Raw genomic sequence first — 21,015 nt, 5'->3', positions numbered from 1 at the left:
CGCATGCTCCCCCCCCGTCCTTCCCATTCTAAAACTGTTCTTCCTCTATAAATTGCAGCATCTTCGGAAGGCCCGAAGTATGGATAGCCGCGGGCTCAGCTACCGCGCGTCCCGGCTTCGCATCTAACCAGTAACGTTGGCGATTGAATTCGATCGGAGGCAAAGACGCCCTCCTCGATTCCGCTCTTCCCGGCATGCTCGGCTCGCACTCAGAAAGAATGGCATGCGCATTCGTACCGCCGAATCCAAACGAAGAAATACTCGCCCGGCGTATTCCAGCCCTCGGCTGCCAATCACGCAGAGTCGTATTCGGATAAAATGGCGAAAGGTTGAAATCGAGCCGCGGATTCGGCGAATCGCAATTCAAGGTTGGCGGCAGCTGTTTGTTCCATAGAGATAGAACAACCTTAATAAAGCTTGCCACACCGGCTGCGCTGAGCAAATGTCCGATATTCGTCTTGGCAGATCCAACTCCGCAGAACGCCTTCTCTTCCGTAAACGCACGGAAAACCTTCGTCAAGGCTTTCATCTCGATCGGGTCGCCGATCATCGTGCCGGTTCCATGGGTTTCAACATAGGAGATGGAACTGGCGTCGATCTCTCCTTTAGTCAAAGCGCTATGAATCATAGCGCTCTGCGCCTCCAGATTAGGCGTCGTAATTCCCATCGTAGTGCCATCATTGTTAACCGCTGTTGCTTCGACTACGGCATAAATGCGATCCCCATCCTGCAGCGCCTTATCGAGCGGCTTCAACAGCACGGCCCCGGCGCCTTCTCCCGGCACGAATCCGTTTGCCTTCTCATCGAAAGTATGGCATCTTCCATCCGGCGAGAGCGCCATTCCTTCAGAAAGTATGAGGTAGAGCTGCTCATCAAGCAAAATTTCCACGCCGCCTGCAAGCGCTATTTCCGACTCTCCGCTAAGAAGGCTTTGACAGGCGAGATGGATCGAAACGAGGGATGAAGAGCAAGCGGTATCCACAACTAGATTAGGGCCTTTCCAATTGAAAAAATGGGAAATATGCGCCCCGATAAAGTTTTGGCCAATGCCTGTAATGGTGCTTTTGCGAATATCGCTGATTCTTGAACCGTAATTCCCTACCCTTGATCCAACAAAAACGCCGACGTTTTTATTGGAGAGCTCTTGTTTCTCGTATCCTGCATCATGCAAGGTTTGCGCCGTTACCTCCATAAATTGGCGGATCAGCGGATCCAGATGCAAAGCATCCTCCTCCGAAATGCCAAAATAACGAGGATCGAATCGTTCGATTTGATCCAGGAAGCCGCCCCACTTGGATATGGATTTGCCTTTCTCGTAAGTCGGTGAATATAAGACCCTCTTATCCCAACGCGAGTCCGGCACTTCAACGATCGAGGACGTGCCGTTAACGAGATTGCGCCAATAAGCGTCCTTATTCTCCGCGCCAGGGAAATGACAGCCTACGCCTATCACCGCTATTTTACTCGAAGCTTTCCTCATCGACGTCTTGCCGCTTTGCTTGGAAGCCTCCGGCGGCTGCGACGGATTCGGGGGATCCGTTTCCTCAAGCGCTGCCGCTGGCTGCAAATAATCCGCGAATTGATTCAGCGTCGGATATTCAAGAAATAACGACGGATCCAGCTTCATGCCAATCCATTCTTCGACCTTTTTCGTAAGGACATTGATCAGAATCGAATCCACGCCAAGCTCGCCGAATGACGCCTCCCCATCCAGCTTTTCCTTCGGAATCAGCAATTCGTTCGAGAACATCTCCTTCAGCTTCTCGATCGTCTCGGCACTCGATGCCTTCGACTTCGTTGATTCGTTTAAAGAAGGCACAATGTTTGCGCTCTGATTCTCTTCCATCTTCATGAAAGTCTCCCTCTTGGCAGGACGAGCATACAATAACCGTTCGGGCTCGAAAACATCCGCATCCACCACGGCAGGCATGATCGCCGCATCCTTCTTATGGGTCATCGCAAAATCAAGCATCTGTAAACCATCCGACGTATCATGTGCCGTTAAGCCCATCTCTGTGTAGAGCTTGCCCGTCACATCCCCCATTCCGACTTCCTTCCAATTCGGCCATTGAATCGCTTGAAACCATAATCTGCCTTGACTCCGCTGATAGGCAGCGTAATAATCCATATAGCCGTTCGCTGCCGCATAATCGGATAATCCAACGGCAAGCATCGGGATTGTTCCTGCAACAGACGAGAACAGAATGAAAAAGTCGGGGCGTTCATCGAAGAGCGCCTCGTTTAATGCTGCAAGTCCACTTATTTTCGGCTCAAGCACACGTTGTATTTCGTCTGCTGTCTTCGAAATAAAAGCAGGGTTTTCATTTGAAAGCAGTCCGGCACAATGCACAACGCCGCCGACGGCGCCTAATCGAGCACGCACACTCTGAAGGAAGGCCGCAAGTATGTCCGAATCCGATAATGATCCGGTAAACCATTCAACAATAGCGCCTTGTGCTTCTAGATTCAAGACGTTCCTCAGCCGATCGGCAAGCTTGCTGTCCGTCCCCGGATTCTGAAGCAAATGATTCCATTGTTCCTTCGGCGGATACGGCTGAACTCCCATTAATATAAGCTTTCTTGCACCGCGGCTGACGAGATGCTTGGCAACCTCAGCCCCGATTCCGCGTGTCCCTCCCGTCACGATATAGACTTTATTGGCATCTATATCGGGAAGAGGACCAACGGAAGCAGACACCTCTTTCATCTTAGGGCTGTATCGCCGGCCAGAACGGTAAATGCATTCGGTTTCCAAATCGGGAGCCAGCCATTCGCGGCATACTGTTTCACGCAAGCACTCGACATCCAACGAATCGATATCCACCGTCTTTGCTTGCAGCTTTTTGTATTCGGCACCGATCATTTTGACCAAGGAAGCTGTAGCTGCTCCTTTCATCGTGGTCTGCTTTGCTTGAAAGGTTTGCAAGCCGGCTGTAAGATGCAGCAATCTGAATTCCTGTTTACGCACTCGCTTGACGATTTCCTGTAAAAAAGCAAATTTTCCAAGGCTTGTCTGACAGCTGTTTGTTGCCGTAAAAGAAAGATCGGAAAGGTCGATCAAGCCGGTTACTAAGCCGTACCTTGTTAATAGATCCCGTGCCAAATCACGGCCCTGCTCAGCGGTTGTTAATGAACAATCAACCGCGATTCCGTTGCGCAGCATGACCTCAGCTGTATGGAGTTGCTCGCGGTTTGCAAGTATAATAATAGGTCCCGCGGGCTCCATGATCGGCTGTAAGGGACTCTCCTCCCACACTTTCGTCAGCATGATACGCCTCAAGTGAGCCGTACCCGACGCCGATTCATTATGAATCCTATGGGGAACATCGCTAAGATTCCTGAGAAGAAGCCGCGCTGCTTCCATGAAAGTTTCGCTTGCAATCATTTCGTCAACGGAGAGATCAACTCCGAAACGCGCTTGCAAACCCTCTGTCCATTCGATCAGATGTACGGGTTCAAGGCCATAATCCGCCATTTGCCCCTCCGGATCTATTTTCATAGCGTCTACCTGCAAAATCCTGGCGCAGTTCTGGATCAATTCGGCAGCAATCGATTTCAGCAGACTCTCATTAATAGGCGAAGGAGCTGCCGCTGCTTCATGTACGATTTCATCCTTTTGGATGCCGGGCAGCCAAAAAGACTCCCTGTCAAAGGAGTAAATAGGCAATTCCTCTTTATAATAGCTTTGTTCGGGGTAGATCGCCTGCCAATGGACGGGAACCCCGCAGAGCCATAATCTTAATAGCGTATCTTGAAACCCCATTTCGCCCAGCACGAAAGCTTCGTCTGCATCCTGCAACGCGGTATTTACCTCTAAGGCCTGATCCAGCCAATTGGACAGATCCTTCCATCCATCTGGAACAGGACTATGCTCACGGAGCAGGCGATAGGATTGTTGAATTCTTTTCCCAGCTGTTTTATTATTCATGCTCCGAGCTATTTCCGAAGCGCCATCCATTCCGTTTAGGACTAATGACGTAAACTCATTCTTCGTTAGCAGCTCATCCACGATCAAATCAAGCAGCTCATAAAAACGATTGTCTGCTAGTATTCGTTCTTCCGTCAGCTGCCATTTTTGATTAAGCTTACGCAAGGCGTACATAATCGCAGCGACGAGCAGCGCCTGCTTCCGACTACTCGGCTCATACGGAAGCTCGGCTTCAAGCTGTTCAACAACATTCCCGGCAAATGGCTGCAACGCCTTGTTCCATTCCTCCAAATGCCGTTTGAAGGTAAATTGGCTCTTATAGAGGAGTCTTGCTTTATGTACATAATGAGTAAAAGCCTCTTCTGTCACTGCATCCGTTAATCCATCAAACAGTGCTATCAAATAATTTTCCGTAAATACATGGGGCTGCACCATTTGGTTGCTCACATTATCATAGAAGGGGATGGACGGCCTAGAAGCGGTCAGCATACGCTCTCTATTCTTTTCGCCTAGCAGGCTCATGATCTCGGTCGGCCTCACAATCCCGCATACGGCCAAAGCGATGTATAGCCCCGATTTTTCCCCTGCCAGTCCTTTTGGCTCGAAGCCCAGTTCGATGAGCGTCCTAACAAGAGCGTAGCCGACCGCAAAACGGTACAAAGGCGCTTTCGAAGCATACCATCGCTTGCGTTTAAATCCTTTCACTATGTTTTCGTCGTCCGCCGAAGCCAGCAATTGATCCAAATTCTTTTTCAGCAGCGCGCTTTGTTTAATCATTTCCTCAACTTCGGAATAACCGAACCACTTCATCTCGCCGATGAAAAGAACCGGATTTTGTTCTCTTTTATTCGAAAAGATGTCCAGCGGCTGTTCCAGCTTTTGCTTAAGCTCGTCTAAATTAGAAAAAACAAAACCGAGGCGATGCGGAAAATCGCCTCGTCCGTTTAGCAAGGTAGCGGATATATCAAGAACACGCTGCTGCCCGAAACGATTGCTTCTCGCAAAGGCTTTCCAGTCCTCAATCTGCTTCTGAAGGGCGAGCGGCGTTACCGCCGACAAAGCAAACAATCCTTTGTCCTTCTGACCTTCCTGCGTTTCCGATTGACTCACTGTACGGTTCAGCGCTTGAAACTCCTCAATAAGAACATGCGAATTGACACCGCCGAAGCCGAAAGAGCTCACACTCGCACGAAGCGGCAGTCCTGCCTCCGGCGCTTCCCAATCCTGTAATCGGTCGGCGATTTCGAAGGGTGAGCGCTTGAATGGAATGATCGGGTTGACCGTCTTCAGATTTAAGGTGGGCGGTATTTTTTTATGCCGAAGCATCATGAGCACTTTGATTAGGCCCGCCACTCCTGCTGCCGCTTCAAGATGACCGATATTCGTTTTCACGGAGCCGATTTTACAATAATGCTGTTTATCGGTATATTCACGGAAGGCAAGTGAGAGCGATTCTACTTCGATTGGATCGCCGAGCGAGGTCCCGGTGCCATGCGCCTCTGCATAGGATACCGTCTCCGGTGAAATCCCTGCATCGCGATAAGCAGCAAGAATGACTTCTTGCTGCGACTTTACGCTGGGAGCGGTGACGGAGACGCCTTTGCCCACATGATTGACCGCGCTGCCTTTCACGATGCCGTATATGCGGCTGCCCTGCTTCAATGCATCTTCCAATCGTTGCATAAGCACCATGCCGATCCCTTCACCCGGTACATAGCCGTTCGCGTCCTTGTCGAAGGTTTTACATTGGCCGTCGGGAGAGAGCATTCTCGATTTGGAGAAAGAGATGTATTTCCAAGGATGCAAATTCAAGGATACGCCGCCTGCGAAGGCATAATCGCTTTCCCCGGTCAACAGCGAACGTTTCGCTTCATGGATGGCAACGATGGAAGAAGCGCATGCCGCATTGATCGCTAGGCTTGGCCCTTGCAAATTAAAGGCGTAGGAAACTCGATTGGCAAGCATGCACTCATAGCTTCCGAGGCTGGCATAGCTGTCCGTTACGACGCCCTCTTTCACCGCTTCTTGACGATAATCGGCCGCCATTACGCCCACATATACGGAGGTTTTTTTCTCCTGCAGCTGCTTAAGCGGCACACCTGCGTCTTCTATGCAATGCCAAGTTTCTTCCAACAACAGACGCTGCTGCGGGTCCATATTGCCGGCTTCGCGCGGCGATATCTGAAAGAACTGATGGTCGAAGCGATCTACGTCATCTAGAAGTCCGCACCACTTGCTGATGCTTTTATTGGGTTCATCCATATTGGGCGAATAGTACTTCCCATTATCCCAACGACTTGCGGGGATCTCCTTGATCGAATTCCGTCCCTGCTCAAGGTTTTCCCAGTATTGATGATAATTGTCCGCGTCCGGAAAACGGCAAGCTATCCCAACAATAGCAATATCCTCTCTGATTTCTCTCCCGGCCATTAATTAACCCCTCCTGAACACATTGCGGTACAACGTACGCATGACTTTCACAGGACGCTGACGTTTGTTCATAATATCGGTAATCGTCTGATACACCAGGCTAAGTCCAGGGTTCATGGTTGCAATGAGCGAGAAGACGGCCAAGACCCCTAAAGCTAAAGCCACGTCCGCTATTTGCATATCAGGATACAAATATTCGCCTCCAAAGTAGCTCATCGGACCCGGACCAAGATAGATGCCATTCGTGCTAAAGATCATATTAAACAGGAGAGCAGGTACAAATGCAGCTATGAGAGCACCTATGGACAAGAAAAATGCTTCATTAAATATGATGCCGAAGCATTGGGTGCGGCTGTACCCAATCGCACGCAGCGTGCCGAATTCCTGCATGCGTTGATAAAGATTCATGCGGATTGCAGAGCGCATTCCGATGGCGATGACAATAATAAGGAACATGATGAACAAATTGAATAAGCCCTTCAATGCCATCGACATCGTCGGATATAGGAGAGATGCCGATTGGCCTGTCTCGGCGTACAGCACGCCGTCTCCCAATGCAGCATTCAACTGCTTGGCGAATTTTTTGCTTTCGCCAGCGTCATTAAGATAAATTTTGACGATATCAAAATATCCGTTCTCATACTGAAACAGCTTGCGTGCATCTTGGTCCGACGTGAAGCCGTACCAGTTGTCCCAGCCTGCTCCGTTGTTGTATATCCCTCTAACCGTGAATTGTTCTGCACGCACTTCACCCGCAGGCGTTATGACATTCAGATTGACCTTATCGCCGAGCTTTAGGCTGTAGCTTAGCGCCTTTTCTTGCGAGACGGCAATGGAGCGGGGAAGATCGGAAAGCAGCTGTCCCTCCTGCATCGAAACTGTTTTTGATTGTTGAAGCCGATCGCGCAATTCCGGCGTTAAACCGAACACTGAAAACTGCGCATCGCTCATATTGCCGACTTCCAGTCCCGCATTGCGGCGTACCGTAGGGTAATAAGACTCGATTTTTTGTTGGTTTTGATCTAAGAAGCCTTTGAGCACGTCCATGGTTTGACGGTTTTCCGTTTCCTTCTTCACATCGAAGGAGTTCGCCCCCATGAACAAAAGACGCGTTGCATCCGTCTTCTCCATCTTCTCCAAGCTCTCCCAGCCGACGATTACATCACCCGCTTGCAACTGCGAATAGGCTTTGTTCACTTGAAAACCGACACCGTTGACGAACGCATTGGCGATGAGCAGCAGGAACGCCGCCACAAAGATCACGAACCCTATAAGAAACGAGCGCCTGCGGTTTGCAATTATATTTCGAATGGCGATTTTTGTAATCAACTTGCTTCCCCCTCTCTATGAACCCTCGCGAAGCGTCTCAGCAGGTTTAACCGATGCCGATTTGATGGAGGGATACAAGGATGATACTAATGCAAATCCATAAATAATCATGAATACCATCAATACTTGCGACCAATCAAATTGAATGTTAAACACTTTGCCGAGCACAAGATCAAGCGGCGCGCCAAGCGGAATGCCTAATTGAGACAGAAGCAAAATCAAAGCGATGCCTATAATCAAGCCAATGACAAAAAAGATGGTTGTTATAATGAAAATTTCTCCAAGAAAAATCATTACAATCCGATTGCGGGAGTAGCCGATCGCACGCAGCGTTCCAATCTCCGATCGCCGCTCAAGCCCCATCATAAATATAAGGTTGATAATCAGAATGGCCATTATGACAAGAAGGATGCCGATAAAGGCATAAAGAATGCCCACATAAATGGAAATGATACTGTTTAAAAATCCTCCCATTTCACTCAACGTGCTCACTTTGACCGCATTGCTGTCCAAACCTTTCGTCGAGAGCGCCGCTTGGAGCTCATTTGACAGCTTGTCTGATTTGCCTTTGTCGGCGTACACAATAATGTCCGTCATCTCGCCGGCTCGAAAGCCGGTCAGCGCTTGCGAGCCTTGCAAAGAGGTATATACCGGATAAAAAGAAAAGGAAGCAAGCCGATCGACTTGACCCGTTCCTGCAACGATGAAGCTTACCGTAACCTCTTTATTATCCTTTGTTGCAGCAATCAGATCGACGCTGTCGCCCACTTTAACGCCCAGCTTGTCCGCATAATTTTTAGGTAACAGCACTTCATCGGTACGGTTAGGATTCAAGTAGCTGCCTTCGGTTAAAATGAACGCCTTCTTATACGCTTCGAGGCTTGGATCCAGCCCAATGACCATGGAGTGCTGCTTTGTTGATCCCTTCGAGAGCATCGCGTCATTGCGAATACGTTTCGTATAGCTCTCCATGTTGTCGTTCTCGTTTAATAGCGTTTCGATGGTCGCCACTGTCTTCTGCTCCAGATAAGCCATCTGTCCCCACTTCCCCTTCAAGGACAGCATATCGCCTTCTGTTGTGCCGCCTTGGCGAAGCTGGATATCGCCGGACAGCGAATTAGATATCGCCTGATTGAGGTCGTTCTGCATGGTAGAAATAAAGCTTGTAAAAAAAAGCAGCAGAAAGGTCGCTAAAAAAATAAACGTTCCCAGCGACATGGAGCGTCTCCAAGATTCAAATACGTTCTTTCTCGATAGTTTGAATATGTTCATCGGATGTTCTCCACTTTCTCGATCTTGCCGTCTACTAAGTGGAAGATACGGTTGGCGCGCTGCATCACCTTCGGATCATGGGTGGAGAAAATAAACGTCGTTTTCTCGCGTTTGTTAATTTGCTGCATCAATTCTATGATTTCGATACCCGTCTTCGAATCCAGATTCGCCGTAGGCTCATCCGCCAGTACAATACGAGGTTTGGTGACAAGCGCGCGCGCAACAGCTACACGCTGGCGCTGGCCTCCGGAAAGCTCGGATGGTTTGCGATCCGCAAATGAGGAAAGGCCGACCGCATTTAGAAAATAGTCGATTCGCTTTTTGCGTTCTTTCTTGGAAACTTCCTTCATGATTAATAATGGAAGCTCAACGTTTTCGTAAACGTTCAGAACGGGTATAAGGTTAAAGGATTGAAAAATAAATCCGATTTGGCGCAGTCGAGTTTCATTCAGTTGTTTATCGTCAAGGTCGGAAACCAGTGTATCACCAATCCAAACCTCACCCGTCGTCGGAACGTCAAGGCATCCGATCAGGTTTAAAAGCGTCGATTTACCGCTGCCGGAAGCACCAGCCATTGTAACGAATTCACCCTCTTGAATCTCTAAGTCTATTCCGCGCAAGGCCGGAACGCTCGTTCTACCCAGTTCATAGCTTTTGGAAACCTCCTGCAAGATCACGGTTGACATAAAATCTCCCCTATTCCATCATTTATTTATTCCACGGAAACCTCTGATGTTCTAGAAAGTTCTCAATGTTGCTTTTCACTTCTGGCAGTGTGACCAGTCGTGAGATTTCCTCCACGGCTAGACGCTCCATCTCGTCGGTAATCATCCCTATCTTACGAAAATATCCTTTTATATGACCTACGGTAGACGGGGTAACACGCTCCAGCGATTGACTCCATTTCCGAATCCACCGTTCAGGCTGTTCGTCCAGCTCATCGACAAGACGGACAAGGCGAGCTTCTTCCGCCGTCAGCGCCATGGTCGTCAAGGTCATCCTGTAGGCAGGTTGAAAGCCTGTCCGCCGGATCAAATACGGCAGCACCATCGCGGGCAGAAGTCCCCATATCGCTTCCGACAATGAGAACTGCGAGCGCGGGGTGGCAATGACGAGATCGCTTGCTGCGCAAAACCCAACTCCGCCTGCAATGACTTGCCCATCTACCGAAGCGATAATGATAAGGCGTGTGCTCGCAAACCGTTTCAACGTCCTCATATACTGCTCCGACATCGGATTAAGAGCTGTTTGATCATCGAAATACATCGCTTCTTTCAAATCCATGCCTGTACAAAACACGCCGTCCTGCCCTTCCAGTATGACAATGGAGCAAGCGGAATCACGCTCCGCCTCGTCTAGAGCTTCATTCAACTCATGAAGCAATTGACTGTTAATGGCGTTGCGGTGAGACTTTCTGTTGAAAGTCAAACGCATAACGCCTTTTGATAGGGGCGACTTTAATACACAGTTCTCCATCACCTAGCTCCAGACGTATTCTCTATGGAAGTCTTTTATTTGCTTCAAAATCAATCGTCTCTTACCTGCCATCGCGTGATCGTACATCGTCTGACAGCCGGATAAATCAACGGCCTTGTCCTGAATGCCGAATGTCCATTCCTTGTTCATATCGATCAGCTTGTCGTATTCCTCGAATGACAGAGAATAACGAGCGTCAAGCTGCTCCTTAATTCGCATTCGAGAGAGCGCCTTTTTTGCTTCTGGACTTACAACGCCGCTGAAAAATTCGGATGAACACCCTGAACCGTAAGAAAATATACCAATTCGCATTTCTTCGTCAATCGGCGCGTGATCGATAAGCCCGCTCAGCGCAAAATATACGGTTGCGGCATAGACATTGCCTACTTCTTCACAGTACTTCAATGACGGTGCAACGCGTTTTTGGAAATCGGCTTCGATTTCCCGTCCGCCCATTTTGTACAGCTGCCGCATCATCTTCCGATGAGCGCCCTTAACCATTCCGGCAAAAGGCGTATGGAACGCCAAGTAATCGAAGGTCTCTAGAAAATCTGCGCCTTCGACTTTTTCCGTATAGTTTCGATACGTATTTTCTAAGCATTCCAGGTAAGAGAGCAAGGATAGATCCGGATCGCCCAGTTCCACATCCGGGCGAGGCCGGCATGTATCGAATACCTCGTAGGAATACAGCCCATTGGCGCCAAAGTCCAGTTCAAAAAGCTGTGGACGGTCGCTGACGAGCATGGCGACGGCTCCCTCGCCTTGCGATGGCTCCGCGTAGCTCATCCGTTCCGTCGTACGCGATACATCGGTTGCGATAACGAGAGCCTTGGCCCCCGGCGATGCTTGCGATGCAACGAAATTAGCTGCCATCTGGAAGGCCGCAGTCCCGCCGTAACAAGCTTGCTTCACTTCAAAGAGACGGCAATGACGGCTTAATCCAAGATATTCATGAACATAGGTGCTTAATGATTTACCAAAGTCTATTCCTGATTCAGTAGCCGTTATGAGCAGCTCGATCGAGTTTTTCTCTTCCTCTGACAACCGATCCAGTATCGGCTTTGCCGCATTGACGGCATTGGTTACCGGATCTTCGCAGGGCAGCACCATCGCTTTGCGTACCATCATCAGGTTGTCGAAGCGGTCAAGATCAAGCCCTCTCCCTTCGAAAATGCTGCGGACATCGACAAACATGGAGCCGCCGTATAGATTCATTGCTTCGATTCCTACTGCCATTCCGTTCTCTCTCCCTTTTTCAATACAATGGATGAATTAATTCCGCCGAAACCGAATGAATTACTCATTGCCATATTCAGCTCCGTGTCCATGGACCTCTTTCCGACGAAGCGGCATTCATCATCGATGGGCTGCTCCAAATTCAAATTCGGATGAACGAATCCTTCCTGCATTTGAATGACCGTGGCAACCGCTTCTGTCATTCCTGCCGCATAGATACAGTGTCCGGTCAAGGATTTGGTAGAGTTGATCCATATTTGGGGCGTATACTCCCTAAACACTTGGCGGATTGCCATAATCTCCGTATCGTCACCGAGGGGCGACGACGTGCCGTGGGCAGATATATAATCGATATCTTTCGGTTCTATTCCGCTCTGCTGGAGGGCGATATTCATGGCTTTCGCCTCTCCCTTCTCCGTAGGGTCGGACAGCCGATTGGCATCAAGCACAATGCCCCCACCTAAATATTCAGCAACGCTGCGAACACCTCTCCGAGCCGCGGATTCACTGGATTCAAGCACGAGACATGCACTGCCTTGACCATAAATGAATCCTTCATGCTGCCGATCGAATGGTCTGCAAGACAAAGAAGGGTCGTTGGCAAACCGTTTGCCGCCCATTGCCCCGATCGCATGAAAGCCTTGCCACTCCATTGGAGATAGATCAGCAACTGCCCCGACTACCAAACAGACATCCACAAGGCCGTATTGAACGAGCTGCGCTCCCTTGATAAGGCCAATATTGCCAGATGCAGAGGCACCTCCAACCGTGAAGCCTTCTCCTTGAATGTTCAATATTTCGCTGATCGTACCAAGATGATCCGTGTCCATGAAATGCAAAGCATAGCTTGGCGGCAAATATTCCGGCGATTCTCGAAAACGCTCGTTCTGACGGTATATATAGTGTTGCGAAAGGTTGCTGCCCGCTATCACAAGGCCGATTCTTTCAGGTTCTGCCGGCTTCGTCTCCAATTCCGCCATCCGCCAAGCCTGCAGTGCCGAATATACGCTGACTTGAACCGGAAACGGCGATCGCAAGGAGCTTTTTTTGGTTCGCTGGCGCAGCTCATCGCTAAGACCATGTATGCTGTTGAGAGCCTCTATGTACTTCCAATCCTTAATTTCCGCGCCGATCCTTACGGGCACATGCTCCGGCGGATGATTCAAAAACCCAATACCGCTTTTCCCGGCTCGAAGAGACGCGGCAAACTCCGGTATTCCATCGGCAATTGCGTTAATTACTCCCATACCTGTAATGACGCTTGATCTCGATCGAATTCCCATCGGCTAGTTACCCGGCTGCTTTCTTCTGCGTTAGCAAAATATCGACTAATCCTTGAATATTGCTTACTTTTCCAAATTCGACAAGCGGGATTTTCAAGCTCAGCATCTCCATCGCCCTCACTGTTATTTCCATCCGATCAATTGAATTCGCGCCAAGCTCCTTCAAACTGTGCTGAGGCTGTACAAGCGAGAGATCGAGGTCAAACAGGATTTCTCCAATGCTTTCCTTTACGATTTCAAATACTTTTTCTTCCGTCATGTGAGTATAGACCACCTTTTTTTATATAAATTAACTTTGTATTTCACCAAATTGGCGCAAACGCTCCGACACTAATTGGGCTGTTTCTTTCAATAGCAATTCACCGATCGAATCCGCATGGCGATTGCGCCAATGCTCCAGCTCGGTGCCCTTCACCCATTGATTAAACGCGCCAAGCGCCGGTCCGCACCAGATTTGATAATTCACCTTCCCGTCGGCTTGTCCCTTCCGGGCAAGTTCGGCCGCTTGGTGAAGATACCAGCGGAACACAAGTGCCAGCTTGCTCTTGGGATTGCGTTCAGCCTTCTGTATTTCTTGTGCGGGATACACCTTATTGGCCGTTTCATAGGCTTCTTGGAATGAACATTTAAAGTACTTGTCTTCCAGCTGTACTTTTATCTTGTCATCCAATTCACTCCAAGAATCATGCTGGCGATAGAGATCATGCAGCTTGCTGGCTCGCGCTGGGAAGAACAGTCCTTTCTTCAGCACCTGCACTTTCCCGCCGATTTCGAACATGCTTTCGTCCGGCGCATACGCGGTATCCTGCACATTGGCTTCAATGAGCAAATCCTTTACCGCTTGGCTGATATCAGCTTCCAAAGTTGCAAGATTGATAGAACCCGTTACAAGGAAGTCCGCTCCCATCATCAATGCTGCCAAAGCCGCTTCCGGAGTGCCGATGCCGCCAGCCGCACCTACGCGAATTGGATAGGTATAACCGTAATGGGCAGCGGATTGATCACGCTGACGACGAATAGTCGGAAGCAGCGCCAGCAGTGAAGCCTGATCCGTACTGCCGCCTCCGTCTCCCGATGCAATCAACTCATCCGCCATTGGCACCTGGCGAAGTAATTCCGCCTCTTGCTCTGTTATTTGACGCTCTTGGAGGAGCTTATCAACAATGCGTTCCGGAGCGGGCGACAGGAATATCTCCGCTACCTCCGGACGAGTAACCTTTGCGAATATGCGGTTTTCAATGGCAATGCTGCCGTTCTCTTTTCGCTTAAGTCCTCTCATACGGTAACGTACCAACGCTGGAGTGATGGTCAGAAAACCAGATGCTTCGATCAGCCTCACTTGCTCGGCAAGCAGCAGGTCGATCAATTGATCTTGATCCTCAAGCCGGCTCATCGTATAAGCGACGTTAACGCCGAACGTTTCACCATTCGCAAGTTCACGCTGTACGCTGCGGATCATGGCTCGCGTTTCGTCTAATGGAAGCCCCGCTGAGCCGATAAAACCCAACATGCCGGCGCGAGCCATTCTTACTACAAACGCTGCCGAGGAGATCCCATTATGCATTGAACCTGCCGCATAGGCGTACTTTAATCGGTAATCCGCTTTGAATTGCGCATCGCCTAGCATGGCTGCTGTAATTGGAGCAACCGCTGAACGAACCGCTGTAGGAGCCGCTGCGGCTGTTTCCGCCTTGGCTTCTTCGATGATCGTCTCCGCATCATTAATAATAAGCGGCTCCGCTTCACGCTGGATTGTTCGAATAAGCCCGGCAAGCACCTTGCCAGGACCCAGTTCTACGAATTCCTCCACCTTTTTGCCCATCAGGTAGCGAATGGTTTCCGTCCATCTAACAGAGTTCGTTATTTGTTGGATCAGGTTAGCACGAACCTCTTCTTGCTTATAAGGCCGTGCATGAATATTCGAAATAACAGGAATAGACAATTCACTGAATGGCATCGTATGGACAAACGCGGCAAACTCTTGCTTGGCGGCTTCCATATACTTGGAGTGAAACGCACCGCTAACCTTTAAAGGGACATACATTCTCACGCCGGATTGTTCAAAGAACGGCGCGGCATCCCGTACATCGTCTTGAAGGCCGGCGATGACGATTTGAGAAGGCGAGTTGAAATTAGCGATCTGGATCTTGCTCTCTAGTCCATTCTCATGCAGCACTTCGGCAATCTTCTCTTCGGTAAGCCCGATGACAGCGGCCATTCCGCCCCCTTTTGCCGTACTCATCAAAGCGCCGCGCTTCTGGACGAGCTTCAGCCCCGTCTCGAAATCGAACGCTCCCGCTGCAAACAACGCATTGTACTCCCCCAGTGAATGCCCGGCAACAAAGTCTGGTTTCCGTCCATCCTCCTTCAGCTTCTTCAGATAGCTAAGCGCACTGACGACATAAAGCGCAGGCTGCGTAAACTGCGTTTGGCCCAATACCTCATTAGGATCGTTCAGACACAACTCTTTGATGGAGTAACCGAGTATCGCATCGGCCTTTGCCGTGAGCTCCGGAAATTCCTCGAATAGGCCTTCACCCATGCCTTTCGTCTGTGAGCCCTGACCAGGGAATACATATGCTATCATTTGCTTTTCCTCCCTTTCGACTATCGTTTGTTTCTTATAAATACTAGAAATAAGTTCAAACTGCTTGATCTCCTGATGAAATGGCGTAACGATTGGAATAGCTGTCGTATGAACGTCTTCAGGTGATAGATGCTTCAGAAAGCTTGCAAGAGTGCCGTTCTGACCAAGGTCCAAAAACAAAGCATTCGGAACTTCCTTCTGCAAGAGACTCAAAGCCTCTGGAAAACGAATCGGTTGTCGAACTGCATCCCACAAGTACGAGCCCGATAGGTCCTTCATCAATGACCCGCTTACACAGGAATACAGCTTCACCGTTGGTTGAAGAAACCTTTTCTTCTGCAGCAGATCAAGAAAAGGCTGCTCTATTCCATCTATTCCGCTGGAATGAAAGCCATGGGAAACCGGCAAAGCCTGATAGGTAACCTCTCGGTTGCGAAGCGCGTTTTCTATCAAGGACAAGGCTTCTTTGCGGCAAGAAACTACAAAGTGATTATCATAATTGATCGCTGCCAATTCACTATGTTGAACTAATTCCGGCACGTTAGCATACAGACTCGGATCTGACATAATGGCGATCATCTTCCCCGGCGGACTATGCTCCTCAAGCAAATGCGCTTGTTGGACGACAAGCTCCAGCAATTCCTCGACAGGCAGTACGCCGGCTATCGCAGCGGCCGCATATTCACCGAGAGATGTTCCAATTACCGCACTAGGTACAAATCCGCGAGAACGAATCATTTCTGCCAACGCAACCTCAACCATAAAAATGGCCGGATGAGTCCAACGAGTAAGGTCAAATGCGTCGCCGAACCGTTTCGATGGATCATACAGCTTTTTAAGTACGGATTGACCCGTTCGATCGAATGCTATTTCATCCATTCTTTCGAGTCTCTGTCGGAATTCCGATTCGGCTTCGAACAGCCGTACGGCCATATTATAGTATTGAGAGCCTTGACCAGAGAACATAAAGACGATCGGCTGTTTCATTTCATTTCCACCTCGACAGAAAAATAGACTGGAATTCTATCAGCAATCCGCTGAATAAAATCCAATCTATAAAGTGTTTGTCACGACATTAACTGACGTTAAGCTTTTCAAGCGACTTTTCAAATCGGCAATCCTATAATCCAGCTCCGAAAGACGAGGCAGAGCGAGCGCGAATACATAACCATCAATGATAATCAAAATGGCTTTGTACTGCATGAAATGTCTGAACTCGACAATGACCGCATCATCCTTCCATGCTGCGCGATGAATTTCAAAAATAGACATAGGCGTGGTCAAACCCGTTTTAAGAATTTTGGATAGTGCCTCTTTTGCGCTCCAAAACATAACCAATCGCTCTTCATAAGTGCCGGGCATGGATTGCATTAATTCGCACTCCGACTCGGTAAGCTGTTCTTTCACAACAGATGCATTCCGTAAGTTCGATTCTTCGATATCCACGCCCATTGGATGTTCCTCCGGAAATGCTAATGCGCTGCAATAGTTTCCGGTATGCGACAGTGTAATCCCAAGGTTTGAATATCCGGGAACAGTTAGAATGGGTTGATCAAAGACGCCGCTGCTTATACGAATCGAGCTAAGCGTGCTGATCCCCGTTAGTCTCGCCGCTGCGGTCTTTGCCGTTATTCTTCCAAGCAAATAACTATGGATCCGCCGCTCGAATTGCAGGCTGTCGAAATATTGCCGTTCCTTTGGATGCAGGTGCGCAGCAGCAGTGACGCTGGCATCGGGCATCAACCGGCATAGGCTAATGGCAGCCTGATAAGCGCCTCTTGGATGCTGTAAAGTGATTTTATCCATCCAACAATGCGGGAAGCTAAGCATGAAGCGCTCCGCTTCTGTTCTCGGAAATAATCTCAATGCCAAAGTCTATTAATTTTTCCGTTCCCATTAGCGATAGTAGAACTTTAGCTCTTCTCTTATGCTTATCAATCTTCTTAATGTGACGCTCCAGCCCTTTCAAAGGGCCGGATTGAACAATAACACCCATATCTTGAATACATATTTTCGAATAATCGATCATGTCCTGATCATTCAGCAGCAGAAGAACGGTTGAAATCTCATCCGCAGGTATTCTCTTGAAATAATCCTCTTCGGCATACGCGGCTTCGCCTCTGCTGCTTACATTCATTAAACGATGGCAATGTTTGTCTCTATTGTTCAGATAGTTTAAGAACTTTAAAAGATACGGATTTTCTTTCAGCTTATAATAAGTAGAGAACGACATTTTCGTTTCGATGAAAACATATCCCGGAAACAATGCTCTTTCGACATTTACCATGATTCCATGCTTCCTCTCGGGAACCAATCTTTTGGGAATCATGCAATACATGCTTTCTTCTCCGATATGCTTCTCAATCCATCTTTTCGCTACATGTTCCTCTCCACTCTTTACACTTAATGCATACCAACTCAATTCAACTCAATCCCCCCAAAAAATAATAGAACAATTAGGCTTGGATTTCTTGTTGTATGGAATCATCTCTGCTGACTTGTTTGCCTTTTCTAAAATAAAACAGCTCGTAAACAACCGGCACCACGAACACCGTAAGGAAAGTCGCTATCACCAGTCCGCCGATCACGACAATGGATAAGCTCTTCGATACAATATTTCCATCCTCCGGATTGGAGAATAGGAGCGGGGTCATAGCGGCGACGGTAGCAAGAGCAGTCATCAGAATCGGACGAAGCCTTGTTGCTCCTGCTTCCATAATCGATTCTCGAACCGTCATTGAAAATTCATTTTGTTTAATTCTGTCCAGCAGAACAATAGCGTTCGTAACAACGATACCAATGAGCATCAAAGCGCCTACGAGAGTTGTCGTATCCACTGGAATTTTTGATATGGCCAATCCCAAAACAGCACCGATGGCGGCTAAAGGAAGCGAGAACAAAATGGCAAAAGGCGCACGGAAATTTTTGAAGGTTAGAATCAAGATTAAGAATACAATGCCTATCGATGTCAGCATCGTCATGAATAGGCTATTGAAATCGCTTGACTGCTGAGCACCCGCTCCGCCAATGACGAGCGTCACACTTTCCGGTAGACTCAGGCCGTCTGCTTTCGTCTTAATCTCCTGATTAACATCGCCGACTTTGCTAGGCTCCACTTGAACGCTGACGCGCACAAAATCTTTACCGTCTTTGTGGAAAATCATGGTGGATTCTTCGGTTTTGCGAATTTCGGCCAAGGACTCAAGCTTCGCGACGCCTTGGCTTGTCATAATCGGCAAATTCAAAATATCCGACTCGGTTTCCGGATTTTGCACAGCTTCCAGCAGGAGCGTATAATTCTCACCGCCCGAATTGACCATTCCTATTGGGCTGCGATTAAGCATTAGTGCAAGTTGAGCGCCAATATCGCTGGCATTCGCCACGCTCGTATCCACTCGGACTTCGAAGTTTGGTTTCTTCTCCTCTTGATTGGAGGTTGCTTTCTCAACGCCTTCAATCGACTTCATCGAATCAAGCACGAGAGACGCTGCTTGGTCCAAGTCATCCAGATTGTTGCCTAATAGATCAAGCGTAATGACCGATCCCGAATTCATGCCCGGGAGTCCTACCGTAATGTCTAATGTCGCTTGTTGAAATACTTCTTGCTGCGTCCGAATACTGTCCATTAACTGGTTTGCATCTGCATTTTCCTTTAGGGACACCATGTAAGACACCGAAGTGAGACTTGATACATCTCCGTTTTGAGCGTTTTCCAAATTGCTTCCCAGTGTAAAGTAAACGTTCTTCGTCCCAGGCTGCGCCATGATGAAACTTTCTAATTGCGTTACGCTTTCCCTTACTTGCGCAGCCGGCGTGTCGCCAGGCAAGGAGAAGGAAACATTGATCATCGTAGAGTCCGATGTATTGGCTACGCCTTTCGGAAGTACCGCATAAACTCCGATCGATCCGAAAAATAAAACGGCCGCAGTCAGAATGACGATAATTTTATGATTTAGAGACCATTTCAAAGCGCTTATATATCGAGTTGAAGATTTATGCTCAACCATTTTTACCTTTTTCAATAATCCCATGCTCATCAAAGGCACAACAGTAACAGCAACGATCAAGGAAGCAAGCAGGGAATAGACGACAGTAAGCGCAAATGGAAGAATGAGTTCCTTTAAGCTTGCTACTAACCCAATAGGCAAGAAAACAGCAATCGTCGTAAACGTGGATGACGTAATGGCAGATGCCACTTCCCTTACAGCATCCGATACGACCTGAAGAGAAGCGCCTCGTTTCTGAATATGACGGTATATATTTTCAATAACAACGATACTATCGTCTACCAACCGCCCTACGGCAACGGCTACCCCGCCAAGGGTCATAATGTTGAGCGAAATACCCGATTGCGCCAGCAGGTATACCGTCATGCACAAAGAAAGCGGGATGCTGACGATTGCAATAAGCGTTGTTCTCCAATTACGCAAGAACAGTAGTATGATCAAGGTTGCAAATAGAGCGCCTAAGAGCACTTCCTTCACCATACCGCCTACGGAGTTCTCAACAAAGGTTGCTGAATTAAAGTAGATGGACGCTTCCAGTCTGGAATCGAATTTTTTCACAAGCTCGTCTGTCTTCTCAGCTATATCCTTACTAAGGGTAACGGTGTTCGAACTTGAATTTTTGGTAAAGGATAAAGCTATGCTTTCTTTCCCGTTCACTCGTGTCATGGCATTTTCGTCTTTGCTCAATTCGACGCTCGCAATATCTCCAAGCTTCACTTCAGGTGTGATTACCCAATCATTCATTTCGGTCAGGTCGGCTATTTCACCAACGACTTGTATAGAGCTGGTCTTGCCGTCGATGGTAAAGTTACCTGTACTCATGACGTTCGTTTTCCCTTGCAGCACCCCGGTTACCGCCTGTATGGGTACACCCAGCTCGTTCATTTTAACCGTATCCAGCTGCAGCAGGACCTGCTGCTGGTTCATTCCGAAGATCTGAATGCCGGCAATGCCGCTTATCCCTTGGTAAACGGGAATAATTTCAGTTTGCAGCCAATCCAGATTCTCCTCGGTATTCCCTTCAGGGAAGGCCAAGCCTACACCTACAACGGGGATCATGTCCGTAGTCAAGTGAGCTATGACTGGCGGATAAACGCCTTGAGGTAATTGGATAGCTGCGATCTTGCTCTCTATTTCCTCTTTGGCCGACTTCATATCTGTACCCGCTATGTATGAAACAATAATCTGAGAAAATCCGTCTCCGGTTGTGGAAACAACCGAAACCTTGCCTTCTAAGGTTGCCAATCGCTCTTCAACCGGCTCGGTTACATTGGAAGTGATGGTCTTTGCATCCATTGTAGGGCTGATTGTCGTTACGGAGATCGTCGTTTCGCCGGCATTAGGCATATAGCTCATTGGAATGCTTACGTAACTTACAACTCCAAGAATGATGCTAAGAATAACGAGCACTACAATAGCCAACTTGTTTTTAAAAGCCCATTTAGTCAATAGTTCCATTGAGTCCCT

At 48.5% G+C, this 21,015-nt stretch carries 12 protein-coding genes; all 12 read right to left on the bottom strand.

Features of this window, described 5'->3' with window-relative positions:
* Nucleotides 1-28 precede the first annotated feature (28 nt).
* The gene (locus J2T14_RS05700) at nucleotides 29-6,358 is read right to left on the bottom strand and encodes an SDR family NAD(P)-dependent oxidoreductase (RefSeq protein WP_307468779.1); all 6,330 of its coding nucleotides are present in this window, start codon (nucleotides 6,356-6,358) and stop codon (nucleotides 29-31) included.
* Between the two features lie 3 nt (nucleotides 6,359-6,361).
* Nucleotides 6,362-7,687 (bottom strand): ABC transporter permease, encoded by a 1,326-nt coding sequence (locus J2T14_RS05695; RefSeq protein WP_307468776.1) that lies wholly within the window; start codon nucleotides 7,685-7,687, stop codon nucleotides 6,362-6,364.
* Nucleotides 7,688-7,702: 15 nt separating this feature from the next.
* A complete protein-coding gene (locus J2T14_RS05690; protein ID WP_307468771.1) occupies nucleotides 7,703-8,959 on the bottom strand; it encodes an ABC transporter permease in 1,257 nt (418 codons plus the stop codon).
* Nucleotides 8,956-9,645 carry an ABC transporter ATP-binding protein gene (locus tag J2T14_RS05685; RefSeq protein ID WP_307468769.1) on the bottom strand — a complete coding sequence of 230 codons (690 nt, stop codon included), beginning with the start codon at nucleotides 9,643-9,645 and terminating at the stop codon, nucleotides 8,956-8,958. Before J2T14_RS05685 ends, J2T14_RS05690 begins: the two co-directional genes overlap by 4 nt.
* A gap of 22 nt (nucleotides 9,646-9,667) precedes the next feature.
* On the bottom strand, nucleotides 9,668-10,393 hold the full coding sequence (locus J2T14_RS05680) for an enoyl-CoA hydratase-related protein (RefSeq protein WP_307470374.1): 726 nt from the start codon (nucleotides 10,391-10,393) through the stop codon (nucleotides 9,668-9,670).
* A gap of 45 nt (nucleotides 10,394-10,438) precedes the next feature.
* Entirely contained in the window at nucleotides 10,439-11,671 is a 1,233-nt protein-coding gene (locus J2T14_RS05675) for a hydroxymethylglutaryl-CoA synthase family protein (RefSeq protein ID WP_307468766.1), read from the bottom strand.
* Nucleotides 11,662-12,954, bottom strand: a complete 1,293-nt coding sequence (locus tag J2T14_RS05670; protein WP_307468762.1) for a beta-ketoacyl synthase N-terminal-like domain-containing protein — start codon at nucleotides 12,952-12,954, stop codon at nucleotides 11,662-11,664. Before J2T14_RS05670 ends, J2T14_RS05675 begins: the two co-directional genes overlap by 10 nt.
* A gap of 7 nt (nucleotides 12,955-12,961) precedes the next feature.
* Nucleotides 12,962-13,213: an acyl carrier protein gene (locus tag J2T14_RS05665; RefSeq protein ID WP_307207332.1), complete on the bottom strand. Its 252-nt coding sequence runs from the start codon at nucleotides 13,211-13,213 to the stop codon at nucleotides 12,962-12,964.
* 30 nt (nucleotides 13,214-13,243) lie between these two features.
* On the bottom strand, nucleotides 13,244-16,528 hold the full coding sequence (fabD, locus tag J2T14_RS05660) for an ACP S-malonyltransferase (protein WP_307468760.1): 3,285 nt from the start codon (nucleotides 16,526-16,528) through the stop codon (nucleotides 13,244-13,246).
* A 66-nt stretch (nucleotides 16,529-16,594) separates the two neighbouring features.
* Nucleotides 16,595-17,371, bottom strand: a complete 777-nt coding sequence (locus tag J2T14_RS05655; protein WP_307468757.1) for a 4'-phosphopantetheinyl transferase family protein — start codon at nucleotides 17,369-17,371, stop codon at nucleotides 16,595-16,597.
* Nucleotides 17,364-17,963: an antiterminator LoaP gene (loaP, locus tag J2T14_RS05650; RefSeq protein ID WP_307468754.1), complete on the bottom strand. Its 600-nt coding sequence runs from the start codon at nucleotides 17,961-17,963 to the stop codon at nucleotides 17,364-17,366. Before loaP ends, J2T14_RS05655 begins: the two co-directional genes overlap by 8 nt.
* A 34-nt stretch (nucleotides 17,964-17,997) precedes the next feature.
* Nucleotides 17,998-21,006 (bottom strand): efflux RND transporter permease subunit, encoded by a 3,009-nt coding sequence (locus J2T14_RS05645; RefSeq protein WP_307468751.1) that lies wholly within the window; start codon nucleotides 21,004-21,006, stop codon nucleotides 17,998-18,000.
* Nucleotides 21,007-21,015: the final 9 nt, after the last annotated feature.

This window comes from Paenibacillus harenae, from assembly GCF_030812415.1.
Lineage (GTDB): Bacteria > Bacillota > Bacilli > Paenibacillales > Paenibacillaceae > Pristimantibacillus > Pristimantibacillus harenae_A.
Note: the sequence above shows the minus strand (reverse complement) of the source record. Positions and strands in the feature narration are given on the sequence as shown.